Below are 26,950 nucleotides of genomic sequence, written 5' to 3' on the forward strand. Positions count from 1 at the left end.
CTGGCTCCATAACCACCAGAAAAACTGACCCCTAAACCCAAAACTTTTATTTTTCAAATTATAAAATCCTCTCCATGAAGCGGATCTATCTTATGGCACTCCTTCTTCTTACCGTGAGTGTGAGTGGATGCATAACTTCAGGAAACAGCAGCATCAACCAGCTCACCCCCCAGATAAATGACCATATAAAGAAGGGTGACGCTTATTTCAATGAATCAGCACTTGCAGCAAACAGCTTCAAACTGGACGAGGCGCTTTCAAAGTGTGAACTTGCAGAGAGTGAGTACAGTTCCGCAAGGAGCCTTGCATCCGAGGCCCTGGGTCATGCGAAGGACGCAGGTGACCCCATAGTGGTCAACTACATCGAACTCCTGGTCTCTGAGCTTGAGGCAAAACTCAACGCCACCTCCCAGCTTAAGAATGCCATACAGATGTTCACACTGAACGATACCGAGAGCGGGAACTCCAATATAGAACTTGCAAATGGTTACATGCTGAGTGCAAAGGAATTTGAAAGAAAAAGACAGGAAATTGTAAATAAAAATCCTGAGAGGTTCAGTTAACCCACAGTACACACTTTTTATAAACCTGAAAGGTTCAGGTCCCCTTATGGGGCCCCTTCAACCTCCAGGAACCTTTCCCCTGTGATCCTAACAGCCAGCGATCCCACGGGTGCTGTGAAGAGTATGGCAAGCACCGCCATTGCGAGTATTGTCTGACCCGCTGCAACCCCCGCAGCAAGGGGTATGGCACCCACAGCTGCCTGCACAGTAGCTTTTGGTATGTAAGCTGCTATACAGAATACCTTTTCCCTCAAATTAAGGTTGGAGCCCCTGAGTGCCAGTAGCACACCCATACTCCTTGCTGCAAGTCCCAGGACTATCACCGCAAGTCCCAGGAGCCCCACCTGGAATATGAGTTTAACGTCAACCGCTGCCCCCACAAGCACGAAGAGCAGTATCTCTGCAAATATCCACACCTTGTTGAATTTCTCAGAGAGCTTGAGTCCTGTCTCGGGCATCCTCTCAAGTATAACAAGCCCTGTTACCATCACGCCAACGAGTGCGGCTATCGGGACATGGGCACTGAGTATATCCCCTGCATTTTTAAGAAGTATTGCAGCGCCCAGGATGATAAGCGTCTTCTCAGTGTTTCTTATCTCAAATTTCCTGAAGAGATACACCAGGGCAAGGCCCAGGGCAAGACCTGCAACTATACCTGTCAGAATGGACATCGGGACCCCCAGGGCCTCGACAAGGAAGTTAACCTGCTGTCCCTGATACATGCCCAGGAACACCGAGAAGAGGGTTATTGAAACAACGTCATCCACAGATGCACCTGTGAGTATAATGGTGGGTATACCCTTGGCTGTCCCCATCCTCCTCTCAATGAAGGAGAGCATCTGTGGGACTATAACCGCAGGTGAAACCGCTGCTATAACAAAACCAAGGATACCCGCCTCTATGAGTGGAAGCCCCAGTATGTAGTGGGCCGCGAACATCACAGCGAACCCCTCAACCACGTCGGGTATGAAACTCATCTTAACTGCCGTCATACCCACCTTTCTGAGGCTTTCGAGGTTTATACCGAAACCAGCCCTCAGGAGGATTATTATGAGTGCTATGACCCTGAGGTCCGGTGAAACGTCCATTATACTCTTTGATATCAGGTTCAGTCCATGGGGGCCTATCAGCATACCAAGTACAAGCATCCCCAGGATTCCAGGTATTCCGATACGGTTGAATGCCCTGCTGAACAGAAGGCCAAGTAAGATAATAACAGCTACGCTGAATGCAACATACTCCAAATTGATACCTCCATCTGGAGGATAGCTCCTCCTACATTTTTTCTGCAGGAGTCATCAGCCAGAAAAAGCGTTTAAAGGTGGACTCCATCACCTATACACTGAACTTTCAGACTGATTTTATATAAGTTTTGCGGTTGCTTTTCATCTAATGAACCTTCCCCCCATCTTTTCAATACCACCTGCTTTTATATAGCATCTTCCCCCTCCATCCTTTCAATACCAGCAATTACAGCTATGGCAGCTGACTGGGTTATAACTGAAAACAGGACAACCGCTGGTATCCATACACCATAGAGGTAACCCATAAGGAGGCTTCCAGAGAACCAGGCAATCCCGAACACCATGTTGAAAGTCCCGTAGGCTGAGCCCCTCCTCTCCGGTGGGGAAAACCTTGAGACTGCGGCCCTCATAACAGACTCCTGGGCACCCATACCCACACCCCAGAGTGCCGCGCCAGTAACCGCTGCCAGTGAGCCGCCAAGGAAGGCTAGGGGGGCATAGAGCATGGATATGAATACTGCAAGGGCCATGACCCTGAAACCATACCTGTCAAAGTACCTTCCAAAGATGAGCGCTGATACGGCATCTGTAAGCATGGCAAGGGAATAGAGGACAGGAATCATTGAGGGTTCCAGAACCCCGCTCACTCCAAGGTGGTAACCCACAAGGGGAAAATCAGCGTAACCGAGGGCTATGAAACATACAGCGAGCATATAAATCCAGTAGGAGCCCCTGAATGATGTGTAATCAATCCTGGTTGAGGTTTCAAGTTCACCTGGACGCGGGAAGAGGAGGTAACCTGCAGTTAGAACTGAGAGCGCCATGACCGCTGGAACTGCAAGGACCAGGAACCCCTCCCTGAAGCCTCCGCCAAGTGCCAGAACCATGAAAACTATGAAAGGTCCTGCAACAGCCCCGATCTGGTCAAGTGCCTCATGTATCCCAAATCCAGTTCCATGACCCATAGTGGAGGAGGCATATGATAAAATAGCATCCCTGGGTGGTGTCCTGAGGCCCTTACCCATCCTCTCAATTATTATCAGGAGAACCGCCACCTGCCAGTTACCTGCAAATGCAAGTAGAGGCACGGCGATCAGGTTGATAATGTAGCCTGCAAATGTTATGAACCAGTACCTCCCTGTTCTATCTGAGACATACCCTGAAAGGAACCTTATGAGGTACCCGGAGAGTTCACCGAACCCTGCCGCAAATCCAACCATGAATGCGCTGGCGCCGAGGAAGGCCATGAATGGCCCTGTTATTCCCCTGGCACCCTCATAGGTCATGTCAGCAAGGAGACTCACAATTCCAAGTATAATTATGAATTTAGTTGCCCTATTCATGATAAAGCCCCATCAGAAAAATGAATTTCCCTCCTCTTCCAAATTTAACTGCTTGTAAATCCTGTAACAGAAAATGATAATCACCACTCAACGCCCAGTGAAAAGCATGTAAACCGCCCTGTAGGTGTACTCAGGTTCAGATATACCCATATAAAGTGACCTCCTGAACCCTCCATCAGGGTTTCTCAGTTTCAATATGAAGTCCTCCACGTCATATTTCCTTCCCCTGAGGATCTCATTGAGCCTGAAGCCTGCGTAAACCGTCTCAAGGTAGGGTGGATAGGATAGGGGTGTGAAGTTCCACCCACCATCACCCCAGCAGGAATCAGTAAATTCAAGCACATCCTTCCTGCTGAAACTCACACCATGGGCCTCCAGTATCTCAACTGCGAAGTGGGTGTTTATGATGTCTGAGCCGTACCTTCCAAAGCCGCCGTCATCGTTCTGAAGCGAAAGAACCCATTCGGGGACCCCCTCAAGGTATTCGCCATGGAGTCTGAGGACCGAATCCATGTAATACGTTATTTCAAGCTTTGATTTCCTGTAGGACCTTCTGAGAAGATCTAGAAACCTCTGCTTTACCCTGAATTCCCTGCCATAATCAGCCAGCAAACTGCACCTGTAGAAAAGTCCCTGTGCAGCAAAGCTACCCCTTGAGTGCAGCTCCTCAAGCCAGTCAAGGGTTCTCCCAATGTCAACAGGGAGAGAATCAATCACCTCAAGGGACTTTATGGCGTAATACGTGTTTTTAGAGTCAGGAAGCCCCTCATAAAGTGTGTAACCCCCTGATGGGTGTCTCCTCCTGTCAAAAAAGTTAATTATCCCCTCAGCTATGGGTGATGTCCCTGGCATGTTATTCCTCCAGCTCCACAACAATCAAATATAAATAATGAACACCGCCATTATATAATAAGTTCCTGTTATTTATCATTAAATAAATCGTTTCTATGAGGAATACCATGATCCAGTCATGTAGTGAATGTAAGGGTAAGGGTTACCGTGTTAAAAGTTACAAAATATGCAGCGCATGCCATGGGACAGGCTACCAATCAACAGAGGATATTAAGGACCACTTCAAGGGTGTGTCAAACACTGCAAGGCAGAGATTCGACCTTGAGGAGGCCCATGACGTGCCCTGCGAGGTATGCAGGGGAAAGGGTGAGGTCGAGGTGAGGGAACCCTGCCCCGCCTGTGGGGGTAAGGGTGAGGTTAACATATGCCCCTCATGTGGAAAGAGGATAAGTGGCAGGGACGAGTACTGCCCTGACTGCCAGAAGAAGGAACACGTCTACGTCCTCCACCCTGCGTGCACCATCGACGACCTTGAGGTCGGGAGCGTATACAGGGGAAAGATAACGAGGATAGAAAAATATGGCGTATTCGTGAGCCTCAACAGCCATGTCTGGGGGCTCATGAGGGGCCTGTTCCCTGACCACAGGATCGGTGACGAAATATTCGTCAGGGTATCCCATGTGAAGCCCTATAAGGGCGAGGTTGACATGATACCTGCCAGTATAAAGGGACCATATGAGATCGTTAAATTAAAAAAGGACCTCCCAAGGACAAGAATAGCTGATATAGACACCAAGAGTCTTGGTAAAACAGTGAGAATAGTGGGTGAGGTCATACAGATACAGCAGACCTCGGGACCAACAATATTCACAATCTCAGATGAGACAGGGACAACCTGGGCAGCGGCCTTTGATGAGCCGGGCATAAGGGTCTACCCCCACATCCAGATAGGACACATAGTTGAGGTTATAGGTGAGGTTAACCAGCACACCGGCAAGATCCAGATAGAATCAGAGTCCGTTGAACGCCTCATAGGAAAGGATGCCGCTGAGGCAAGGAGGCTCATCGATGAGGCAATTGACAGGAGGGCAGAACCTGAGAGGAAGGACCTGCTCATAGAAAGCGAAACCCTTGAAAAACTGAGGCCGAAACTCATTGAAGCAGCCAAGGCCATAAGAAGGGCAATATACGATGGAAGATCCATACTGGTAAGGCACCATGCAGACGCCGATGGTATATGTGCTGGTGTGGCCATAGAAAAGGCAGTTGTGCCCCTGCTGAGGGAACTGAACCCCAGCACAGATGCAGAGTGGCACTACTTCAAGAGGGCCCCAAGTAAGGCCCCGTTCTATGAACTGGAGGACGTGGTGAAGGACCTCTCCTATGCACTTGAGGACCTGGAAAGGCACGGGCAGAAACTCCCCCTCCTTGTGCTCCTTGACAACGGGTCGACAGAGGAGGACATACTCGCCCTCATGAAGGCAAAGATATATGACATCGAAATAGTGGTCGTGGACCACCACTACCCAGGTGAGGTCACCGATGGAAGGGTGGAGGTTGATGAATACGTTGACGTGCACGTGAACCCATACCTGGTGGGTGGGGACTCCCAGATAACGGCTGGTGCCCTTTCAGTGGAGATAGCCAAGATGATAAACCCTGAGATCACCGAGAGGATCCTGCACCTCCCTGGCATTGCTGCTGTGGGGGACCATGCAAACTCCCCTGAAGCCGAAGGTTACATTGAACTCGCAGGTGAGCGGGGCTATGAACGGGATGAGCTTGAAAAAATAGCAGCCTGTGTTGACTTTGAGGCTTTTTACCTCCGATTCATGAATGGAAGGGGCATAATAGACACCATCCTCGGCCTTGGAAATCTTGATAAGCACAAAAAACTGGTGGACGCCCTCTACAGGGAATACGAGAGAAAGGTTGATACCCAGCTCCGGGCCGCGATACCCAACCTCAAATCCACGAGGCTCCCCAATGGTATACTCTTCAATGTCCTTGACGTTGAGAAGTACTCACACCGCTTCACCTTCCCTGCCCCCGGCAAGACCTGCGGCTTCGTCCATGACTACATGGTCCAGAAGCACGGCGAGGAGACACCAATAATCACCCTTGCCTATGGACCGGATTTCGGGGTTATAAGGGCAACTGACGCTGTGAATGAGAAATTCGGGTTCAACCTCAACGAGATAGTCTGGGAACTGGCAGAGGAGATTCCTGAGGCGGTGATCGATGGGGGTGGACATGAATGCGCAGGGTCACTCAAGTACATTGAGGGCCTCTCAAAGAAGGTTTTATCGGCCTTTGCAGAGAAGGTGGCGTCCCTCAGGGAATAAAAAATCAATTAAAATTTGATATTTTTTCCCTGTAACGCTCTGGGAAACTAGATCTCTAGATTTTAATTTTGAAAGTAGATTGATTCTAAATCTTATTTTAATTGATCAGATATCCTTCATATGCTGAAAAAGTAAAAAATTAGATTGATTCTAAAGCTTATTTTAATTAATCAGGGATTTCTCATGAATGCCTGAAAAAAGTAATTACTCCTAAACATCAGGTTTTTCCCTTTCGTCCATCAGGCTCTTATAGTAGTCGCATTCATCTGCAATGGGACATTCCTCATGCCTTGGACCCACTGGCCTGCAGATGTCCTGTCCGAACTGGACCATGAGGTCATTGAGTTCTATCCAGTATTTCCTGGGTATGACCTCCATGAGGGCCCTCTCGGTCTCCTCAGGTGTCCTGGTGTTCACAAGGCCTATTCTGTTTGATATCCTGTGGACATGTGTATCAACAGGGACCGCTGGCTTATTGAATGCATATACAAGCACACAGTTTGCTGTTTTCCTCCCAACACCTGGAAGTTTAAGGAGTTCAGCAATGTCATCAGGGACCCTCCCCCCGTATTCCTCAAGGAGAATCCGCGAAACCTCCCTGATCCTCCGTGCCTTGACGTGATAGAATCCAGCCTTCCTTACAAGCTGCTCCAGTTTCTCAACCGGTGCATATGCAACGTCCTCCATGGTGGGGTACTCAGAGAACAGCCTGGCGGTTGCCTCATCGGTGTTCTCGTCCCGGGTCCTCTGGGAGAGTATTGTCCTTATGAGGACACGGTAGGGGTCCCTGTCCTCAAAGACCCTGAGGGAGTAGAGGCTCCTAAGACCCTCCATTATCCTGTCAATATCCCTGATGGATACCACCGGAAAAAAGAATCAGTTAAGTTTCTGGAGCAGAAGCTGAAGACCGTCCATCAGCCCCTCACCCTCGGTTGCAATGGTGGGCAGAACATCCACATCCCTGTCAATCTCAAGTTCAGAATCATCAAGGTCCTGTTTATTTGAGAACACAACGTATGGGATGTTTTTCTCCTCAAGTTCTGCCATTATCTCCTTCTCAGCCAGGGTTACCCCCCTTGAGTTATCCACCACTATTATGGCGGCATCAAGGCCATTGGAGATGATCTCAAGCATGAACTTGAACCTCTCGTGGCCAGGTGTTGCAAAGAGGTGTATCTTCTCACCGTTAACGATGCAGTTACCATAATCCAGTGCCAGTGTTGTGCCCTTGTACTCAACCTTTGTTATCTTATCACAGAGCTGCTCAAGGGTGGTTGTTTTACCGGTATCATAATCCCCGAAGATTACAACCTTTGTCTCCTTATTTTTCATTATAATCAACTCACACTCAATTTATAGTTAAGTATAATGTCTGAATGCTGTGTCCCTATTTTATGTACCATATTTTATATATTTAATGCTGTGGGAGGTTTATCCGACACCCAATTGACCTCATCCTCTCTGGAAAATCAGGAAACGAAACACTGAAGACCTCACCATCCATTACTGTTATACCCTCCCTGAGGCCTATGAGGGTGAATGCCATTGCAAGTCTGTGGTCGCCGTGGGATGAGACCACCCCACCCCTCACACCACCTTCAATGACCATGCCGTCCCTCAGCTCCTTAACCTCCACTCCCAGTTTTCCAAGTTCAGTGGCGCATGTCCTTATCCTGTCTGTTTCCTTGTACCTTGCATGTTCAACTCCCCTTATCTCGGTTCGTCCATCTGCAAGGGCCCCGAGGACCGCTACAGTTGGGAGGAGGTCCGGGGCGTCATGGAGGTCCACCTGGACACCTGAAAGTTTCCCGGTGGATGATACAACCACGTGGTCATCTCTCACCACAACATCGGCCCCCATCTCCCTGATTATGTCAAGTATGATACGGTCCCCCTGCCTGGAATCCCTGAAGAGGTTCTCAATTCTGACCTCTCCGCCTGCAACTGCAACTGCCCCTGCAAGGTAGGATGCAGAGGAGTAGTCCCCCTCAACCGTGTACTTCCTTCCCCTGTACCTGGATGGTTCAACAGAGAATACCCCATCAGAGTATTCAACCGGGACAGAGAATTTCTCCATCACATCAAGGGTCATGTCAACGTAGGGCCTTGATATGAACTCCCCCTCAACCTTCAGGTCAACACCCTCTGAGAGGGGTGCTGCTATGAGGATCGACGATATGAACTGTGAACTCAGACTACCATCTATTGATGTCTCGCCGCCCCTGAACCCTCCCCTTATAATAACAGGTGGGAGGCCGTTCATCCTTGAGGATACTGCCTCAACACCCAGTGGTTTGAGGGCGTCCAGGAGGGGCTGCATGGGTCTTGTCCTGAGGGACTCATCACCGGTGAGTACAGTGTAGTTCTCTGCAAGGCCAGCCACCGAGGTCATGATGCGCAGGGTCGTCCCTGAATTTCCAAGGTATACAACATCGTCGGGTGTTTCAAGTTCGCCCCCGCTTCCGGTGACAGACCATTTCTCACTGCCCTCTATGTCAACCCCGAATGCCCGGCAGGCCTCCACTGAGGAGAGGGTGTCCTCCGCCACAAGGGGGTCCCTGATCTCTGATATGCCATCTGCAAGAGCCGCCACTATAACTGCCCTGTGTGTGTAACTCTTGGATGGCGGGGCCTTGACCGTTCCTGAAAGTTCAGATGACACATCAACTTTAAGTTCCATTGAAACACCTCGAGGGGATCATCGCACGATTTCTATTATGATCTCAGGTTCATCCATGTTGAGCACGTCGACCCTTTCGCCGGCTGTTCCCACAACCTCCTTTCTGAAGCTTATGTATTCGGCTGTGAGTCTTCTTCCAGCAACCTCTATTTCCCCATTCTCCTGGAGTTCATCGTAGACATCCTGGGGGTCAGATCCCTGGAGATGGGAGATTATGGTGGGGGCGTCTCCCCTGAACTCGGGCCCTATCCTGTCCATTCTCGGTTCAAGTTCCACGACCCTCTCTGTTATTTCAGGTTCGCCCGTCTCAAGGCCCACCTCAGATATATTCATTGTCCCGGCTATGTCCTGGAGGAATGGTTCCAGCATTGCCGCTGAATCCTCATCCGTGTATATGGTGGCTGATCGGAGGGGTGCGTTAAGGGGCATCTTTGATGATGACTTGAACCTCCTGATTTCACCTATAACCGCAACTGCAAGGTCACCCATCCTCTCCATCTCAGGGTCAACCAGCTCAGGTCGGTACTCTGGCCAGGCTTTCACATGTATTGATCCCTCACCGATGTGCTGGTGAACCTCCTCTGTGAAGTGGGGTGTCACCGGGGCAAGGAGCCTGAGGCATGTCTCGAGGACCATCCTGAGGGTGGTCTGGGCTGCCACCCTTGAGGCCTCATCCCCCTCTGAGTACAGGCGGTACTTGACAGCCTCTATGTACTCGTCACAGAAGTCATGCCAGACGAATTTCTGGATCCTCCCCACCGCTGCGGCGAAGTTGTACTCCTCCAGACTCTCTGTAACGTCCCTCACCAGGTTCATGAGCCTGGAGAGTATCCAGCGGTCAAGGGGTCTGAATTCCGCCTCCCTGTCATCTCCCAGGTGGATGCTTATGAACCTGAATGCATTCCAGAATTTCCTGAGGAACTTGTAGCCGTACTTCACGTCCTTCCAGGCAAATGGAACGTCTGACCCTGGCACACTCCCTGCGGCCCAGAGCCTCAGTGCATCGGCGCCGTAGTCCTCAAGGACCTCCTCAGGTGCTATAACATTTCCCCGGGACTTGCTCATCTTGTGTCCGTCCTCCCCGAAGACCATCCCGTTTATCACTATCTCACTGAAGGGTTTCTCACCGGTGAGTGCCATGCATCTCAGTATGGTGTAGAATGCCCAGGTACGGATTATGTCGTGTCCCTGTGGCCTAAGATTTGCTGGGAAGAGGTCCCTGTAGGATTCATCTGGCCATCCTGCAACCGAGAGAGGGGATATTGAACTGTCCATCCAGGTGTCAAGGACGTCCTCCTCGCCAATGAATTCTGTGCTTCCGCATTCACATTTTATCCCTGGATCGTCCCTTGCTGGGTCAACTGGCAGCATATCCTCATCTGCAACGTGGACCCTTCCGCATTCCTTACAGTACCACACGGGTATGGGTGTTGCGAATATCCTCTGCCTTGATATGCACCAGTCCCAGTCCATGGACCCTGTCCAGTTGAGGAGCCTCGTCTTCATGTGTTCGGGCACCCATTCCATTTCCTCAGCAGCCCTTCTAACATCGGGTATGAGTTTCTTTACCGCCACAAACCACTGCTTCTTGACCAGGATCTCTATCGGTGTCTTGCACCTCCAGCAGGTGCCCACGTTCTGCTTGACAGGCTCCTTTCTCAGGAGGAAGCCCTCCCTTTCAAGGTCCTCAACTATCTGTTCCTTGCACTCCCTTATGGTAAGACCCTTATATTTGCCTGCGGCCTCTGTCATATATCCCCTTTCATCTATCGCCTCTATAATGTCAAGGTTATGGCGGTTGACCCAGGTAACGTCCGTCTTGTCCCCGAAGGTACATATCATAACAGCACCGGTACCGAATTCAGGGTCAACATCAGGGTCCTTTATCAGTTTAACCTTCTGGCCGAAGAGGGGTACCTCTATCTCCTTACCCTCAAATTCACTGAATCTATCATCATCAGGGTGCACAGCCACAGCCACGCAGGCTGCCATGAGCTCCGGCCTTGTTGTGGCTATCTCTATATCTTCACCACCATCGACAGGGAACCTCACATAGTTGAGGTTTGTCTCGTTCTCAACGTATTCGACCTCTGCAAAGGCTATCGCAGTCTCACACCTTGGGCACCAGTTGACCGGATGCACACCCTGGTATATGAGGCCGTCATCGTACATGCGGAGGAATGAGAGCTGGGTTCTCCTCATGTACTCAGGGGTCATGGTCACGAATTCGTGGCTCCAGTCCTGGCTGAAGCCAAGGCGCTGCATCTGTTCCTTCATCATCTTGATGTTTTCCTGTGTGAGTTCCACACAGAGGCGCCTGAATTCTTCACGTGACACGTCACTCTTCTTTATGTTGTGGGTCTCCTCAACCTTGACCTCCGTTGGGAGACCATGACAGTCCCAGCCCTGGGGGAAGAGGACATCGAATCCCCTCATTCTCCTGAACCTTGCTATTATGTCCATGTAGACCCAGTTGAGTACGTGGCCCATGTGTATGGATCCTGTTGGGTATGGTGGTGGCGTGTCTATGATGTACCTGGGCTTTGTCCCTGACCCTATGAAGCGGTATATGTCATCTTCCTGCCATTTTTTCTGCCATTTAACCTCGTTTTTATGGTTGTAATCCTTTGGGATCTGGTTATCGGTCATCTTATTCTCTCCCTGATAGAAGCTGTGAAGTGCTGGAAAAGTTATATGATAATATTCACTACCCAATCTTTATAAAGATGTTTGAATACTCTAACTTTGTGGAGAAATAAAAGGAGAGCAAGTTCTCATATGGTGAATGCCAATGGAGTTGATCTGGTTCTACATAGCACTCTTCCTTGCAATAAGTGATGAGATACACACGAGGATTCTCTGGAATGTCTTCTTTGACTTCTACATACTTCTTGCCGGGATAATAAAGGAGACCGTCTCATCCAATATACAGCTGTGGCTTGTCCATGAGGGTCTGGAGGCCCTCTTCCACTTCATAGTGCTGTCCCTTGTGTTTCTCTCATTTGAGATAGGGTTCCTTGCAGCCCTCATACATCTTGTTGTGGATCTCTACCATCAGCTGAGCGGGGTGGACCATGGTTGGCTGTATCACAGGGCCCTACACTTCACCGTGGAATCGGTTTTCTTCATAATGATCTTCTCTGCCCTCTAGAAAGGCCATTTTCCTTTTAAAGCAATTGATCTGTATTTATAAGTTTCTCTTCAGAGTCACAGAGCCTATGAATTTTGTGGTGGGTATCCGTGGGAGTGATGATGCCGCCACATATTTCCCAAGGAATATTATGTTATCGGGCCTTCCACGGTTTCTTCCAAGGAGCCTGCCCCCATCAAATGTTGCGTGCACCCTCAGAAGTGTGGAGTTCTCCCTGCTCAGGGTCTCGTAGAGAAGTATGTTTCGCCTGTTGTATCCCCAGCGGTCTGTCCCTGCAGCATAAACCGCTGCCTTAAGGGGATTTTGACTCCAGCGTGAATAGTAGCCTCTTCGGTAATACGAGGGGCTGTTGGGCACACTTATGTACTCCCCATTCCTCAGCCTGAATACCGAGAGCCTTGAGTAGCCCCTCCTGTAAATTGAAACCCCTGCCTGACCACCCGGGCCCCTTATAACAAAGTGTCCGAGGCCGAGTTTTCTCACGAGGCTGTGGACCCTCTTCATATCATAGGATGTCACGTTGCCGCGCCGGATGATGTCTCCGCCTATTGACTCAAGGGCCCGGTTTATCCAGACTATATCGGGTCCGCCGGCCCCCATCATCCAGCCGCCCTCTGAGATTATGGTGTGGAAGAAGTATCCGTTGACGGTCTTGTATTCCTTCAGGGTTTCCCTGCCATTCCAGACCGTCTTCTGAATCTTGAGGGTGGCGGCATAGGTGGAATCCCTCCTGTAGGCAAAGACAGCGTCACTCTCATTAACGTTAACCACCACCGAGCAGCAGTCAGAGTCCACCTCATGGTGATGGGTCCCTGACGACCCCCAGTTACTCCAGCTGTTATTTTGAGATGTCTGATTTACAGCGGCTGCTGATGCTGCACCCATGAGAATCGCGATTACAAAAAATATAGCAAAAAAATGTGCTTCAACTTCACACCCCCTTTCTATGTATTCTGTTTCCTGGACTATATGAATTTTGAGATAGGGGCGGGTTAATTATTTATTGGATACCCATGATAATTTGAACCATCATATTTACCGGAGAGATCACCATGCCTGTTATAACGTTGGATTACGATGACCTGAAGGAACTGGGCATTGACATTGATAGAGAAAGGCTCATTGAAGTTCTGCCGATGATGGGGAGTGACATTGAGGACTTTGACGATGAGGGTATTAAGGTTGAATTCTTCCCCAACCGCCCTGACCTCCTCTCGGTTGAGGGTGTTGCAAGGAGTCTCAGGGGATTTCTGGGGATTGAAACAGGCATGCCCCGTTATGATGTTCTTGAATCAGACATTGAGGTGACCGTTGATGAGTCTGTCCTCAATGTGAGGCCCCACCTTGGAATGGCTGTCATTGAAAATGTGAGATTCACAGATAAGAAGCTCAAACAGGTCATGGAGTTTCAGGAGGACCTCCACTGGGTTATTGGACGTGACCGGAAGAAGGTGGCCATTGGTATACATGACCTTGACCGTGTTGAGCCCCCCTTCGTCTACAGTGGAGTTGAACCTGAGGGTGTCACCTTCACCCCCCTTGAGAGTGTATGTGAAATGACACCCCTGGAGATACTGGAGGAGCACCCCAAGGGTGTGGCCTATGCACATCTCCTGAGGGACCATGAAAGGTATCCCCTCATAACCGATAAGAATGGAGATGTACTCTCCCTTCCCCCCATAATAAACGGGGAACTCACCAAGTTAACCACAGAGACAGAGAGGATACTCGTTGATGTTACAGGCACCGATGAGAGGTCAGTTAACCAGGCCCTGAACATCATATGCACATCATTTGCAGAGTCTGGTGGTGTCATAAGGTCAGTAACGGTGAGGCGTCCTGATTCTGAGTTAAGGCTCCCTGACCTCACACCAAAGGAGATGAGTGTCTCTGTATCAACAGCTTCACGCATAACAGGCCTTGAATTTGACGCTGCTGAGATTAAAGGGCTCCTCATGAAGGCCCGTATGGATGCATCCATCGTCTCCCCTGACGAGGTCCTTGCGGTTATCCCGGCCTACAGGGTGGACATCCTCCACGAGGTTGACCTTGTGGAGAACATAGCAACCCAGTACTGCATAGGGAGGATCGAACCCCTTATCCCTGAAGTTGCAACCATTGCAGAGGAGGATAACTGGAACAGGGCCGATAAATTCATAAGGGAGGTTATGGTTGGTCTGGGCTTCCAGGAGGTGATGAGCCTCATGCTGACGAGTGAGGAGAGCCACTACCAGAAGATGAGGCTCGAGGAGGATGAAAGGGTGCAGGTTGCCCAGCCGATTTCACAGGATCGGACCATGATCCGCAAGAGCCTCCTGAATGGTCTCCTGGAATTCCTTGAGGATAACAGGCATGAGGACCTACCCCAGAGAATATTCGAGGTTGGGGATGTGGTATACATTGACGCTGAAGCCGAGACCCGTACACGTACCGTGAAGAAACTGGCATGTGCAGTCACCCACTCAAGCGCGGGTTTCACCGAGATCAAGTCAATTGCAGCTGCAGTGGTTGAGAACCTTGGATATGAGTTCAGAGTGGAACCCCTCGACCACCCATCATTCATAAGGGGAAGGTGTGCTGCCATTGAATCTGAGGGTGAATCATCAAAAATAAGAGGGTTCTTCGGTGAGGTTCACCCCGAGGTTGTGACAAACTTCAACCTCGAGTACCCTGTCATTGCCCTTGAAATTGAATTTGATGAGAAGTGACTATCAACAAGATGAATCCCAGATCGTTGGGTGTTGTGATCCTCCAGTATGAAAAATAAATAACCGGGTTAGGGTTTAGATAGAAACCCCCCAATAACTAACCTTCAGGGCCTACCAGCAACCGAAACCCTGATCCTCCTGTTTCTTGGTCCGTCAAGTTCAGCAAAGAATATGCTCTGCCATGTACCCAGGTCCATCTTCCCATTTACCACTGGAATCGTCTGGCTCCCGCCAAGAAGCACGGCCCTCAGGTGGGAATCAGCATTGTTATCTATTACATTATGGCCATATGAACCGCCTGAAGGCACCATACCTGTGAGCATTGACTCTATGTCCCCCAGAAGCCTCGTCTCATTTTCATTTATGAATATCGCTGATGTGGAATGCCTTGAGAATACGTTCAGTATTCCCTCCTTTATTCCGGATGACGCGAGGACCCCTGAAACCATGGAGGTTATATCAATGAGTTCAACCCGCATGGAGGTTCGCAGTGGAATCTCCTCTGTATAGAATTCCATGGAAACACCGGTTTTAGTTATGGCCCTATATCAATAAAAGTTTTGGTGTGCACCTCACAGACCAGGGTTTGTGGGGGTTCCCCCAGAACCAGATATCAATAAAAGTTTTGGTGTGCGCCTCACAGTCAAAATTCAGAAAAAGCTATTTGAGTACACCTGAGAACAGACTGGTAAGCCTGTAGAGGAGGCTTTTATCCTGGTAGAAAGCCCTGTGTGGGCATACCTCCATGCAACAGAGGCAGTTTATGCAGCTGGAGTAGTCGAACTCCGGTACCAGCGCCCCGGACTTCAGGGCGTCGGCAGGGCAGCTCTCAACACATACATTACAGTTCCTGCACCTTTCAGGGTCTATGGCGGGCCTTGACCACCAGAGCTTCATGAGCGCACGTGCAAGGCCCGATGGGAGCAGGTCAAGGGTGTAGTATATGTTGGAGGGCCACTTGAAGTCATCCACCACTTCAGCCTCAAATCCCAGAATCTCTATATCTGAAGGGTCAGGAGCAAGGTTCCTTCTCCGTGCAGCCTCATTCACAGGTACCCTGAACGGATCCATCCCAAGGAGCAGGGGTATGTAAGTGTCAAGTGCCAGTGCATCCTCGGATGCCAGAAGAAGGCCTAGGTGTCTTGGGTCACCTCCTGAGGGACCATTGCCCTCCATCCCCACCACCCCATCCACCAGGGTGAGTGCAGGATTAGTAATCAGGTAGATCTCAAGGAGCTTCTCAGCAAAGTCAGATGGCCCCGGGTGTTCCCTGTGATAATCCGCCTTCCTGAAGCCGGGTACAGCACCGTACATGTTCTTTACAGCACAGGTGAAGATGGTCATGGAGTGGGTCTTGAGCTTGGGGAGGTTGACAACGATGTCGCTGTCTACAACCGGCCTTGAGATGGGGTAGCCCTCCCCTCCCATTATGTATGACCCAGATGCCTCAAAGTTTATGAGTTCAATATCAAGCCTCTCTGCCACGTCAAGTATCCCTGTGGCCCTCCAGAACTTCTCTATATTCCTGAAGGATCCTCCTGGACTGTCCCCAACTCTGACCTCCGCCCCGGTGTCTATGAAGAGCTCTGCAACCGCCTCGATAACCGCTGGATGTGTTGTGACGTGTCTTTCAGGAGGGGCCGCCATGAGCATGTTGGGTTTCAGAAGGACCCTGTCACCGGGTGATGCGAATTTTTTAACACCCCCAAGGTGATCCAGGCACTCCCTAACACCATCCCTGACCTCCTCAGGGTCATAGGACTGGCAGTGAGTTACTGATACTGATGGCATGAACTGCTGCTCCAGAAAAAAAGTTAAGAAAGAAATTAAAGTCCAAAGGACTTCATCAGGAGTTCTTCATTGACGAAACCTGCCCTGAAGACCTCGCCGGTTCTGAGGTCATTTATGACGACCTCTGCTGGTGCGAACATGCCCTTGTCTATCTTGTAGAAGTCGTAGTCCGCTTCCTTGAATACGTCGTAGAATGGTTTACCGTAGCCCTCAGAGGCTGATGATGGCAGGTTCTCTGCAAGGGATTTTATGTCGTCGCCCTCCTCTGATTTTATGTAGTAGTAGGTCCTGCCTCCAAAGAGGACGGCGTCATTGGTTTTACCCATTGCCTTCAGGCTGTCAGGGTCAACGGGGGCTATTGGGGCGATACCTGCGGCGTATTTGACCTTGTTAACATCAAAGTGGAGTGCCTCAAGCATCTTGTAGGTACCGTTCTCCACCACACGACCTGAGATCTGTATTGAACCCACAAGGGATGATGTTGGGGCCACGAGTACGTAAACATTCTCCGGTGAAACATCACATTCCTCTGCAATCTTGTCTGTGACGTCCTCCCCTGGAAGTTTATCTGCTTCAAGGGTGAGAACTGCGATGTCAGCCTCATCCTGGTAGCCTATTTCCTCATAGGTCTCTGCCGGCTTAAGTGCAAGTGCCCTTGCAGGTCCTGACCCAAGGGCAAAGAAGTCACCAACACTGACTGACCAGCCTGCCTTCTGGGCACCCAGTGTTGAGATGGCCGGGAAGTCTGTCTTTATCTTGACTGAGGGCAGGGCGAACCTCTCTGACAGGTCACCGGGTATTGATATGCCCACATCTGCAAGGCCTCCAAGGCACACCGCGGTGTAGAGTTCACCGGCCTTTATGCTACCATCAACGTTAACACCGCAGTCTATGACTGTTGAGCCATTTTCAAGTTTATCAACGCTTATTTTAAGGTCATCTGCACCTTCGATCATCCGGTCAACTATCTTTTTTGCCTCAATGTTCACACTAACCATTTTCAATCACCTCTTTTGCTTCTTTGAAGTTAACCTCATATATATGAGCGCTAATGGAGTGGATGGTTATATGCCCCACCTCAACCCCCACCTCTGATGCAACGTGATCTGCAAGGTAGGCGAGGCCAACGGCGTTGGGGAACCATGCCCCGTAGATGTCGTGGCTGCGCCAGAGTGCCGCGGTGAAGAGCCTCCCCTCTCTCACCTTGAAGTCCACAAGGATCATGCACGGGACCTCATCACTTTCAGTATCTATTTTGGGGTCCCATGTGACCATGGTGGCCCTCCTGGACTCTTTACAGTTTTTCAGTCTCTCTATCGCCCTATCCACCTGGTCCACACCGAAGTGTGCCCTTAGACGGTTACCATAGGTGTATACGAATCCCTTCCTGTCATCTGAGAGGAACTGTTCTGAGTACTTTTCCAGTTTCTCCCCACTCCAGAAGTACCCCTCAGGGACCCTTATATTGATGAGTGATCTGGCCGGGAGGTGGTAGAAGTCTCCTGACCTGCCTAGGGGGTTTTTTATTGTCACAACCGTATTCATGACCTCCCTTGTGAGGGACCCCCTTTCATCCCTTATCTCTCTCCCATCACTCATTATCTTCCTAACCAGTTTAACCCAGCCCTCTGCAATTTCATCGACGCTTATCTCATAGGCCATCTTTGAACCCCCTAAAACTCTGATGCGGCCTTCACCATGTTTCTGAGTTTGGCGAATGCCGCCTCCCTTGGAAGTTTCCTCATCCCACAGTCAGGGTCTATGTAGAGGTTATCCTCCCCGACTATATCAGCACCCCCTTCAATAAGGTTTTTTATGGTATCAGTGGACTCAACAGCCTCAGTTGATGTGTCAACGCAGCCGAATCCCAGTTTTTTATCGCCCCTCCATTTCTCTGCCAGCACTTCAAGGTTTGATGGTCTTCCTGCAAACTCAAGGTCCAGCATATCAACTGGGAATGTGAGGAGTTCCCCAATAACCCCGCTGATGTCACCGCATACATGGAGGGAGACATCCACATCGAGGGCCCCTGAAATGCGTTTAACAGCCCTTCTTGCTGTCCCCATATCCACCATACCCGTTGAGAGGAATGGTTCATCTATCTGTATCATGACCGCCCCTGCATCCTGGAGGTGTTCGGCCTCAACCCTAAGGGCCTCTGCCATATCCATAATTGCCCTCTCCCTATTCTGGGGGCTGTAGAATCCCTCTATCCTTGATGCGTGCACCATGGTGGATGGTCCTGTGATTATCCCCTTAACACCCTTTGATTCGTCATCTGTAAGTTTCCTGAGTATGCTCATTGCATATCTGAGATCATCTGATCCTATGGAGCCTGCAGAGGGTGTTATCCTTGAAAATATGATTGATACTCCATCCTTTACCATCATGCCACCCATTGCCTCTGCAAAGTGGCCCACCATGTCCCCCCTCACCTGTCCATCTGAGATGATGTCAACGCCCGCCCTTACCTGGTCCCTCACGGCAGTCTCTATGGCGGGTCTGCAGGCATCGTAGGCGCCGATGAAACTTGAAATTCGATCCCTTAATGTTTCAGGTCCCCGTGGGGTTGCGGGGTAGCTTCCAACCACCGTTGTGATCACTCTATCACCGTCAGTGCTCTGCAACTTCAATTATTCTATCTATTTCATCCTCATCCACGGGTATCTCTATGACCGCTGTCCCATAACAGGGCTTTGTGTAGGGTATCATCACGGTTGAGCGTTCCTTATCTATGCCAACAGGTACCGGGGGTATGCCTATTATCCTTGCACCCAGTATCTTCTCGCCGGGCCTTATGTGGACGACCCTCTTTGCCTTTTTCTCAATGAATGCCGCACATTCCCTGAACCCTGAACGGGTCATGTGGATCTCATAGTCGTCGGACTGCTGCAGGTAGGTCTCTATGCAGAATGACATCATAGCTCCTCCAGGAATCTGTCTATCCTGACCCTCAGTGGGGCCGGGTTGTGGTGTGCCCTCGCAGCTATTACCTCGGCTTCTGTACCTTCCATCACAGCATCAACCAGTTTCTCAAGGGTTTCCGCATCCCTTTCAAATACAACCGCCAGTGTTTCTGTATTAAGTATTCCTGCAAAGGTTGCAAGGTACGCGGCGGCGGCATCATTGGGTACAAAACCCACAAGGAATTCATAGTCCCCCTCAGAGAGCTCATTGAGGCAGGAGTCGAGGTCGGTGAGTTCACCCGTGTATACACCCTCTGGGTCTGCAACCTGGATAAGCCTTATCGCGGCGGGATTTGCTGTTATGGTAACACTGAACCCCTTCTTCCTGAGTTTATGTGAGGTGTAGATTGCCAGGGGAACCTGAACCGGTGACTCCGGGCAACCGAGTATCATCAAAGCTTTCATATATACACTCCCTGAATACTGAATTATTCCTTCACCCCGAATGAAGTGGCGAATATGAGTGAGCTGAGAAATATGAATGTCAGGAGCGCTGTTCCGTTTATTGTCCTGTTTATTATGAAGAGTCCTATGAGGGCCTGGGACATGAAGGCTGCAAGTGCGCCTGTGAGGAGGACCTCCCTTCCAAGGTACGTTTTTGAGCCATTTTCTCTCATATCCCGGTACATGTAGAGCATCCGAAGACCCATGATAATGATGCCCACACACCAGATTAAAAGGAACAACATTGTAATGTAACCAAAGTCGTATGCCCATCCAAATATTCCAGGCACCATGTAATCTATTACATCCTTCTTGTTGACCAGTATGCCGTAGAAGACCGGGAATGGGAGGCCAAAGAAGAGTATCAGCTGGAGTGGCAGTGAAATGTAGCCGTCTGCAAATCCTCTTGAGAGTTCACCCCAGTAGGATGACATGGGGTTATGTCCAAGGAGGGTTGTGTTCTTGAGTACAAGTTTGAGGCTTGGCAGTGAAAAGGTTTCAAGCCTCTCTATACGGAGGAGGGGGCTTAAAACAGGCATCTGGAGTATTCTTGAGAGTAACTCCAGACCCCCAAATCCTGCGACCGCGATGAAAGCGAAGCCAAGAACCCTCTTAACTGTTATGATGGATTTCTGCCTCATTGACTTAGAGATCAGGAAGAAACCTATCAGCAACCCCAGGAGCCACAGGAGAAGGAATGACCTGTGCATGAGACCCCCGAAAACCGTTATCCCTGCCATGAGAATATAAACAAATCCTCTGAGTCCACCCACCTCAACCCCTGAGTCCTCCATGATTGCAAGGGCTGCAAGGGATGATATGGTAACAAGAAGTGCTATTGGGCCAAATGGGTGCGTGAATTCACTCTGCCCGAAGGACATGAAGAGTGCCACAACATCAAGGCCAAATATTATATTGAATCCTATCCCCAGCACCAGGCAGAGGAACAGTATCATGCTGAGGGAAAGGGGTGCCAGGTTCAGCAGGAATATCATGGCCGCATACATGAGGATGCCGACCTCTACTATGAACTGAAGGTGATTCTGTGCTATGAGGGCCAATTTAATCCTCCAGAAATTTATCAGATTATCAGATACATCCTTATATTGGGGGTCATCTTAAAAAGTTTTTCCGGAGCCAGAGCACCCGTTGGGGATAGCAGGGATGCATTCCCATGGGTCTTTTAGCATCAGATGAGTCTTCTGAATACCACCATGTCCTCACCGGGGCCATTGTAATCTGCCACCGCCTTCACAGGACCAGCATCGACTGTTTCACCCTCCTCCACCGCCCTGAACCCATTTTTAAGGTAAAATCTTATCGCCCTCTGGTTCACTGGTTTTGTTATAAGGTATATCACATTAACCCCCTTCTGCCTCACAGTTTCTGTGAAGACCTCAAGAAGCCGGGATGCCACGCCCCTTCCCCTGAGGTGTGGTGAGACACAGAGAAGATGAATGTATGCCTCATGAGGGTCGTCCTGGGATATGAATCCCAGGAGAAAGCCAGTGATCCTTCCATCCTCCTCTGCAACAAAGGAAGTGCTGCTGAAGAACCTTGTGAATATATGGTAGATTGAGTTCCTCTCTGTAACCATGGGGGGACATCTGAATGCCAGTTCCGCTATAGCAGTGAAATCCTCCTCCCTCACATTCCTTAAGATCAAGCAAACCACCGGAGATATTAATGAACTGGAGAACTTTTAAGGGGTTAAGTTTAAATATGAAAAGACTTAATGTATACTGTGTTAGGGCTGGTAGCTCAGGTTGGTAGAGCGTCGCCTTGGCATGGCGGAGGCCCCGGGTTCAAATCCCGGCCAGTCCATCAATTCTACTTTTTAGGTCCTGAATCAGCGGCCTCATAGACACTGTCAATTATTATTCTGAAAAGGTCGTCTGTTTTGATTTCCTTCATACCCTTTCGTGAAACAAGAAGCCTCAGTGCCATGTTGACTATCTCGTCAACATCCGTTGACCTGTACATCAGCCCGTTCTCAATGTAGAACCTGTCAACCGAAAGCGGCTTTCCAGGGTAACATGATATGACGGGTGTGCCCAGTAGGGCGGCCTCCCTGTTCATGGTCCCCCCTGCACCGATTACAAGGTCGCACCTCTTCATGAGGCTGAATGTGTCAACCGGCGGCTTGATTATGGTGACATTGTCGTATCCCCTGAAGATCTCTTCCTGTTCCCTGAACCGTGGGATGATGAGGATGTTGGCGTAATCTTTTAGAACCTCCACTATTGGTGTGAGCACAGATTCATGGCAGTCGGCATCCAGGTAGGAGGCCAGCGATGGTTCTGGCCTCATGAGTATTGTCTTCTCCCTTTCAAGTTTCAGGTTCAGGTCCTCGAAGATGTTCTCATTGTACTCAAAGTTCTGGAAGTGGATTATCTCAGATGTCCCCCTGTACCTTGTTATCCTGTTGGGGTCAGCCCCGGTCTTCATTATATCCCAGAGGTCAATGACCTCAGGCATGATTATATGATCACAGAGTGGGAGTGTCAGCTTGTTGGCTGCAATGGCATGTTCATTGTCCAGTACATAGACACTGGGAATTCCGAGACCAAATGTGACCCTCGGAAGCTCTATTGAATGTTTTGAAAGACCAACATCAGGTTTCTCTTCGGCTATAAATTTTGAGAGCTTGTAGGCCCTCTTGGTACTCTCAAGGAGCTTTTCAGCGAGTGTCACACCGTGTTTACCTATCGAGGTGAATTCAAAGCCAAAGAGGTTCATGAGTCTGTGTATATCCCCGAACTTCCTTGCGGTTATGATCACATCCTCCCCCTCGTCCTGGAGGTGGGTGATGATGTCCCTGAAAAACCTCACGTGTGGGGCGTTTGTAATGTCAATCCATACCTTCAAGGGGACCACCATAAAATTTTAATCGGCCATGGCATCCTCAATGGCATCAATTATCTCCTGAACACCTTCACCGGTTTTTAAACTGGTTTTAAGTACCCTTACATCGGGATTGATATGTTTAACATCCTCAACCATCTTATCGAGATCTGCACCAACGGCATCTGCAAGGTCGGCCTTGTTGATAACCACAAGGTCGGCCTCCCTGAATATGAGGGGGTGCTTCTCCACCGTATCATCGCCCTCTGTGGAGCTCACAACAACGACCCTCATATGTGATCCAAGGTCAAAGTCCACTGGACATATGAGGTTACCAACGTTTTCAATGAAAAGGATGTCCACCTCCTCAAGTGGAAGATCCTCAAGTGCGTGTTCAACTAGATGAGCGTCAAGGTGGCATTCCTTACCTGTGTTCAGCCCGACAACCGGCACGCCGTACCTTTCGAACCTCCCGGCGTCAAATTTACTTATAACATCCCCTGCAATGACCGCAACCTTTCTGTCCATGTTCTCAATGAGCCTCTCTATGAGTGTTGTCTTTCCTGATCCTATTGCACCTAAAAAGTCAACTGCAAAGACGTTGGACCTGTCAAGGCGCCTCTGGTTTTTCTTGGCAAGTTTTCTGTTTGCAAGGAGAATATCATTCTGAATTTCAACCTCTGCTATCTTATGCATGGAATTCCTCCTCTATTCCCTCTTCTCAATTTTTATGTTCCTGACGTTGCATTCCCTGCCAGCCATCACCTGGAACTCATGTCCCCCGCATTCAGGGCAGCTTATGACTGGGGCGAAGTGGTCAAGTTCATCGGCCTCAACCACGCCCTCATACCCACATTTGCATTCTATTTCAACCGGGACAACCTCAAGGTTAAAATCTGCCCCTTCAAGTATTGTGCCCTCGCTGAGGACCTCCAGCATGAATCTGATCTGTTCAGGGTTAAGTAGAGTGAGCTGGCCGATCTCAATTGTGACCTCCAGGACCTCCACTGCATCGTTCTTCTCTGCAGCATCGATGACTGTCCTTACAATTGCATCGGCCATGGATAGTTCATGCAACCATTTCACCTCTCTGGTCTGACAAAATTTTATAATTAGAATTAATAGAGTTATCTATATAAAAATTGTTAATCATGCATGGTGATTTTTCATGATAATAGGTTGTTCAGCATCACAGAAACTGGCTGCAAGCGTTGCAGATTTGCTTGATGATAGACTGTGCCCAGTTGAAACCCGTAAATTCCCTGATGGGGAGCGTTACATTCGTGTTAAGGGCGAGGTTGATGGTGAGGTCACCGTTGTCCAGTCAACAGGTTACCCCCAGGATGAGAACCTCATGGAACTCCTCTTCATGATGGAGAACCTCAAGGATCTTGGGGCGGATTATATACGGGCTGTGATACCCTACTTCGGTTACGGGAGGCAAGAGCGGCGCTTTAAGAGTGGAGAGGCTGTGTCAGCCAGAATAGTTGCCCGCCTCCTTGAGGCCGCTGGTGCAGATGAGATCATAACCGTGAACCTCCATGAGAACTGCCTCAGCGAATTCTTCACCGTGCCTGTAACTGAACTCTCTGCCATGCCCCTCATAGCCAGTCACATCTCATTCCTGGATGACCCTGTGATCATCGCACCCGATAAGGGTGCCATGGGCCATGCCAGGGAGGTCAGCAGCATACTTGGATGTGAATGCGATTACATGGAGAAGGTGAGGCTTTCCCCTGAAACCGTTGAGACCAGGGTACGGGACCTGGATGTTGAGGGGATGGACGCCGTTGTGGTGGATGACATCATAAGTACCGGCGGTACTATTGTAAACGCTGCGGGAATTTTAAGAAACTGCGGGGCCTCAAGCATAACCGTCTGCTGTGTCCACCCTGTCCTTGTGGAGGACGCCCTGCTCAAGATATTCTCTGCAGGTGTTGAGCGGGTGATTGCAACGGACACCCTGAAATCCGAGGTGAGTGAGATTTCGGTTGCCCCCCTGATTGCGGAGGCAATAAAATAATTTTTTTCATTTTTGACATTAACGTGGACCCTCTATAAGAGTAAAAAACAATCAGCTACTTCGAAGGCCCTTCAAAATTCAAAAAATGGAAAATAAGCCCAGCCCTGAAAAATCAGTGCATGGCTGGCTTCTTCATGATTGAGGGGACTATATCACTTATTTTCTGCATCCTCTCAAGGAGGCTCTCCTTGCCCTTACCAATTAGGGCGTGTTCCAGGACGTCACCGAGGGTCTCAACGGGTATTATCTCAACCTTATCCTCATACCTCTTCTCAATCATGACGTCTCCCATGTTGGAGGCTGGTATGAGTACCTTTTTTATCCCTGCCTCTGCAGCCGCCTCTATTTTCCCTGTAACCCCACCTACCGGTAGCACATCTCCACGTATGCTCAGTGAGCCTGTTAGGGCGACTGACTGGTCCACGGGTATCTCCTCAAGGGCCGATATGACGGCTGTTGCCACTGAGACGCTTGCACTGTCACCCTCCACACCATCGTATGCCTGGAGGAACTGGATGTGTATATCGTAGTTTGATATGTCTGTACCTGTGTATTTCTTGATGAGGGCGCTTACGTTCTGGACCGCTTCACGGGCAATCTCACCAAGTTTACCTGTCGCGATTATTCTGCCCTCCTCCTTGCTCTGGGCGGGGGCTGCCTCTGCAGCTATCGGGAGGATTATACCGCTTCTATCACCGATTATTGCAAGTCCATTGACGCGTCCAACCTCGCCACCCTCTGATTTGAAGACACTGTACTTCTTCTTCTGTACAATGTATCGGTCCGCGATCTGCTGTTCGAGGGTCCTTGAAAGTTTCTTTGCCTCCATTACATCCCTGGTCTCAACCAGTTCCGCGCCACGGCTCTTGGCAATGTCGCCTGCAGCCCTCACAAGACCCCCGAGTTCACGGAGTTTGAGTGTGAGTGAATCCTTCTTACCTGCCCTCCTCTGGGCCTCCCTTATTATCTCCTCTATGGCCTCCTTGCTGAAGTGGGGGATCCTTCCATCCTTTTCAACTTCCTGTGCAACGAACTGGACAAGTTTGTCCCTGTTTTCAGGTGTATCGGGCATTGTGTCCTTCATGAAAACCTCGTAACCGTATCCCCTAATCCTTGAACGGAGGGCCGGGTGCATGCCCTCAAGCACCTGAAGGTTACCTGACGCCACGAGAACAAAGTCACAGGGGACGGCCTGTGAGCGCACCATTGCACCACTGCTTGTCTCGCTCTGACCCGTAATGGAGTACTTCTTCTCCTGCATGGCTGTGAGGAGTTCCTGCTGGGTCTTCATCTTCATTGTCCCTATCTCGTCTATGTAGAGGACCCCCTTGTTGGCCCTGTGTATCATTCCGGCCTCGACCCTTTCATGTGCCGGTGTGCCAAGGCCTCCTGACTGGTAGGGGTCGTGCCTCACATCCCCCAGGAGCGCACCTGCATGGGCACCGGTTGCATCCACGAATGGGGCAACCTGCCTTCCCTCGTTGTTGACCAGGAGCTTGGGCACCATGACGGTGGTCCTTGGCCTGAACTGCTGGAGGGCCAGGAAGACTATACCCGCCGCTATTATGGCTGCAAGGAACTGGTTAACCATGAAGCCGAGGACAAGGATGAATGATATTATGAGCATCATAAAGAGGTTCTTCTTCTCATCCTGTGCCCTCGCCCTGTTCTTGTGGTTCATGACTATTTTTCTACCCTCACCTGCCGGTACGGTACCTATGAGGGGGTTGTTTGGGTCATCTATGTTGGGGTAAACCAGTATATCCTGGAGTTTCTCCCGGGGCAGGAGTTCCGCCATTGCCTTTGCCAGCATTGATTTGCCGACACCTGGTTCACCTATCAATAATACGTTACGTCTCTGTTCTGCAGCCTTTTTTATGGTCTCAACTGCCTCTTCCTGACCTATGATCTGATCTATGAGTCTTTCAGGGACATCTATGTCCTTTGAGGTTTCATATGAAAGGCTCCTCCCTGATTCCTTCTTATCGTCAGTACCTTCATATGAAACAGATTCTTCAGTTCTGAAGTTTTTAATGGTGGTTTTCATTTCTATTCA

26 protein-coding genes, 1 tRNA gene and 1 riboswitch are annotated in these 26,950 nt (G+C 49.8%); of the genes, 6 read left to right on the plus strand and 21 right to left on the minus strand.

Annotated elements, in window-relative coordinates; all coding sequences use genetic code 11:
• Positions 1–92: 92 nt before the first annotated feature.
• Positions 93–563 (plus strand): hypothetical protein, encoded by a 471-nt coding sequence (locus AB9H23_RS04345; RefSeq protein ID WP_370005808.1) that lies wholly within the window; start codon positions 93–95, stop codon positions 561–563.
• Positions 564–607: 44 nt separating this feature from the next.
• Here the strand turns inward: AB9H23_RS04345 and AB9H23_RS04350 are convergent, their stop codons facing one another.
• The 3 genes from AB9H23_RS04350 to AB9H23_RS04360 all read right to left on the minus strand — a co-directional run bounded on the left by AB9H23_RS04350 (position 608) and on the right by AB9H23_RS04360 (position 4,002).
• Positions 608–1,807 (minus strand): cation:proton antiporter, encoded by a 1,200-nt coding sequence (locus AB9H23_RS04350; RefSeq protein ID WP_370005811.1) that lies wholly within the window; start codon positions 1,805–1,807, stop codon positions 608–610.
• A gap of 38 nt (positions 1,808–1,845) precedes the next feature.
• Positions 1,846–1,908: riboswitch (Fluoride riboswitch) on the minus strand.
• Positions 1,909–1,992: 84 nt separating this feature from the next.
• Positions 1,993–3,150 (minus strand): MFS transporter, encoded by a 1,158-nt coding sequence (locus AB9H23_RS04355; protein ID WP_370005813.1) that lies wholly within the window; start codon positions 3,148–3,150, stop codon positions 1,993–1,995.
• An 87-nt stretch (positions 3,151–3,237) separates the two neighbouring features.
• On the minus strand, positions 3,238–4,002 hold the full coding sequence (locus AB9H23_RS04360) for a prenyltransferase/squalene oxidase repeat-containing protein (protein ID WP_370005816.1): 765 nt from the start codon (positions 4,000–4,002) through the stop codon (positions 3,238–3,240).
• 107 nt (positions 4,003–4,109) lie between these two features.
• Between AB9H23_RS04360 and AB9H23_RS04365 the strand changes: the two genes are divergently transcribed.
• A complete protein-coding gene (locus AB9H23_RS04365; RefSeq protein ID WP_321210839.1) occupies positions 4,110–6,287 on the plus strand; it encodes a DHH family phosphoesterase in 2,178 nt (725 codons plus the stop codon).
• A 210-nt stretch (positions 6,288–6,497) separates the two neighbouring features.
• Here AB9H23_RS04365 and nth read toward each other — a convergent pair whose 3' ends face one another.
• The 4 genes from nth to AB9H23_RS04385 all read right to left on the minus strand — a co-directional run bounded on the left by nth (position 6,498) and on the right by AB9H23_RS04385 (position 11,616).
• Positions 6,498–7,121: an endonuclease III gene (nth, locus tag AB9H23_RS04370; RefSeq protein ID WP_321212154.1), complete on the minus strand. Its 624-nt coding sequence runs from the start codon at positions 7,119–7,121 to the stop codon at positions 6,498–6,500.
• Between the two features lie 42 nt (positions 7,122–7,163).
• Positions 7,164–7,619, minus strand: a complete 456-nt coding sequence (locus AB9H23_RS04375) for an ATP/GTP-binding protein (protein WP_013295975.1) — start codon at positions 7,617–7,619, stop codon at positions 7,164–7,166.
• Positions 7,620–7,701: 82 nt separating this feature from the next.
• Complete coding sequence (aroA, locus tag AB9H23_RS04380; protein WP_321210840.1) at positions 7,702–8,967, minus strand: 3-phosphoshikimate 1-carboxyvinyltransferase; 1,266 nt, start codon at positions 8,965–8,967, stop codon at positions 7,702–7,704.
• Positions 8,968–8,985: 18 nt separating this feature from the next.
• Entirely contained in the window at positions 8,986–11,616 is a 2,631-nt protein-coding gene (locus AB9H23_RS04385) for a valine--tRNA ligase (RefSeq protein WP_370005821.1), read from the minus strand.
• Positions 11,617–11,758: 142 nt separating this feature from the next.
• Here AB9H23_RS04385 and AB9H23_RS04390 point away from each other — a divergent pair, with 142 nt between their 5' ends.
• On the plus strand, positions 11,759–12,118 hold the full coding sequence (locus AB9H23_RS04390) for a hypothetical protein (protein ID WP_370005824.1): 360 nt from the start codon (positions 11,759–11,761) through the stop codon (positions 12,116–12,118).
• 36 nt (positions 12,119–12,154) lie between these two features.
• On the opposite strand, the gene AB9H23_RS04395 is transcribed toward AB9H23_RS04390, so the two are convergent.
• Positions 12,155–13,003, minus strand: a complete 849-nt coding sequence (locus AB9H23_RS04395) for a hypothetical protein (RefSeq protein ID WP_370005827.1) — start codon at positions 13,001–13,003, stop codon at positions 12,155–12,157.
• Positions 13,004–13,170: 167 nt separating this feature from the next.
• Between AB9H23_RS04395 and pheT the strand changes: the two genes are divergently transcribed.
• Complete coding sequence (pheT, locus tag AB9H23_RS04400) at positions 13,171–14,826, plus strand: phenylalanine--tRNA ligase subunit beta (protein ID WP_370005830.1); 1,656 nt, start codon at positions 13,171–13,173, stop codon at positions 14,824–14,826.
• 104 nt (positions 14,827–14,930) lie between these two features.
• On the opposite strand, the gene AB9H23_RS04405 is transcribed toward pheT, so the two are convergent.
• From AB9H23_RS04405 to AB9H23_RS04445, 9 genes are all read right to left on the minus strand, one after another.
• A complete protein-coding gene (locus AB9H23_RS04405) occupies positions 14,931–15,344 on the minus strand; it encodes a secondary thiamine-phosphate synthase enzyme YjbQ (protein WP_370005833.1) in 414 nt (137 codons plus the stop codon).
• A gap of 142 nt (positions 15,345–15,486) precedes the next feature.
• The gene (locus tag AB9H23_RS04410; protein ID WP_321210845.1) at positions 15,487–16,617 is read right to left on the minus strand and encodes a DUF362 domain-containing protein; all 1,131 of its coding nucleotides are present in this window, start codon (positions 16,615–16,617) and stop codon (positions 15,487–15,489) included.
• Positions 16,618–16,652: 35 nt separating this feature from the next.
• Positions 16,653–17,615, minus strand: a complete 963-nt coding sequence (mch, locus tag AB9H23_RS04415) for a methenyltetrahydromethanopterin cyclohydrolase (protein WP_321210846.1) — start codon at positions 17,613–17,615, stop codon at positions 16,653–16,655.
• Entirely contained in the window at positions 17,608–18,279 is a 672-nt protein-coding gene (locus AB9H23_RS04420; RefSeq protein WP_370005837.1) for a thymidylate synthase, read from the minus strand. The genes mch and AB9H23_RS04420 overlap by 8 nt, the downstream gene beginning before the upstream one ends.
• 11 nt (positions 18,280–18,290) lie before the next feature.
• Positions 18,291–19,220 carry a methionine synthase gene (locus AB9H23_RS04425; protein WP_370005840.1) on the minus strand — a complete coding sequence of 310 codons (930 nt, stop codon included), beginning with the start codon at positions 19,218–19,220 and terminating at the stop codon, positions 18,291–18,293.
• A 10-nt stretch (positions 19,221–19,230) separates the two neighbouring features.
• Entirely contained in the window at positions 19,231–19,536 is a 306-nt protein-coding gene (locus AB9H23_RS04430; RefSeq protein WP_321210849.1) for a DUF1894 domain-containing protein, read from the minus strand.
• Entirely contained in the window at positions 19,536–19,988 is a 453-nt protein-coding gene (locus AB9H23_RS04435) for a DUF1890 family protein (protein ID WP_370005843.1), read from the minus strand. The genes AB9H23_RS04430 and AB9H23_RS04435 overlap by 1 nt, the downstream gene beginning before the upstream one ends.
• Positions 19,989–20,011: 23 nt before the next feature.
• Positions 20,012–21,088 carry a hypothetical protein gene (locus tag AB9H23_RS04440; protein WP_370005845.1) on the minus strand — a complete coding sequence of 359 codons (1,077 nt, stop codon included), beginning with the start codon at positions 21,086–21,088 and terminating at the stop codon, positions 20,012–20,014.
• A 128-nt stretch (positions 21,089–21,216) separates the two neighbouring features.
• Positions 21,217–21,693, minus strand: coding sequence for a GNAT family N-acetyltransferase (locus AB9H23_RS04445; RefSeq protein WP_370005847.1), 477 nt, complete (start codon positions 21,691–21,693; stop codon positions 21,217–21,219).
• 84 nt (positions 21,694–21,777) lie between these two features.
• Here AB9H23_RS04445 and AB9H23_RS04450 point away from each other — a divergent pair.
• A tRNA-Ala gene (locus AB9H23_RS04450) sits at positions 21,778–21,851 on the plus strand.
• 6 nt (positions 21,852–21,857) lie between these two features.
• On the opposite strand, the gene AB9H23_RS04455 is transcribed toward AB9H23_RS04450, so the two are convergent.
• Genes AB9H23_RS04455 through hypA form a run of 3 tightly spaced genes read right to left on the minus strand, consistent with a single transcriptional unit; the run spans position 21,858 to position 23,948 of the window.
• Positions 21,858–22,904, minus strand: a complete 1,047-nt coding sequence (locus tag AB9H23_RS04455; RefSeq protein ID WP_048901293.1) for a DUF354 domain-containing protein — start codon at positions 22,902–22,904, stop codon at positions 21,858–21,860.
• 9 nt (positions 22,905–22,913) lie between these two features.
• Positions 22,914–23,567: a hydrogenase nickel incorporation protein HypB gene (gene hypB, locus AB9H23_RS04460; RefSeq protein WP_013295992.1), complete on the minus strand. Its 654-nt coding sequence runs from the start codon at positions 23,565–23,567 to the stop codon at positions 22,914–22,916.
• Between the two features lie 12 nt (positions 23,568–23,579).
• Entirely contained in the window at positions 23,580–23,948 is a 369-nt protein-coding gene (gene hypA / locus AB9H23_RS04465; protein ID WP_013295993.1) for a hydrogenase maturation nickel metallochaperone HypA, read from the minus strand.
• Positions 23,949–24,039: 91 nt separating this feature from the next.
• Between hypA and AB9H23_RS04470 the strand changes: the two genes are divergently transcribed.
• Positions 24,040–24,894 carry a ribose-phosphate diphosphokinase gene (locus tag AB9H23_RS04470; RefSeq protein WP_370005851.1) on the plus strand — a complete coding sequence of 285 codons (855 nt, stop codon included), beginning with the start codon at positions 24,040–24,042 and terminating at the stop codon, positions 24,892–24,894.
• Between the two features lie 112 nt (positions 24,895–25,006).
• On the opposite strand, the gene lonB is transcribed toward AB9H23_RS04470, so the two are convergent.
• Positions 25,007–26,941 carry an ATP-dependent protease LonB gene (gene lonB, locus AB9H23_RS04475; RefSeq protein ID WP_370005854.1) on the minus strand — a complete coding sequence of 645 codons (1,935 nt, stop codon included), beginning with the start codon at positions 26,939–26,941 and terminating at the stop codon, positions 25,007–25,009.
• Positions 26,942–26,950: the final 9 nt, after the last annotated feature.

Origin of the sequence: Methanothermobacter sp. KEPCO 2, assembly GCF_041228365.1 — an archaeon.
In the GTDB taxonomy this organism is placed as follows: domain Archaea; phylum Methanobacteriota; class Methanobacteria; order Methanobacteriales; family Methanothermobacteraceae; genus Methanothermobacter; species Methanothermobacter marburgensis.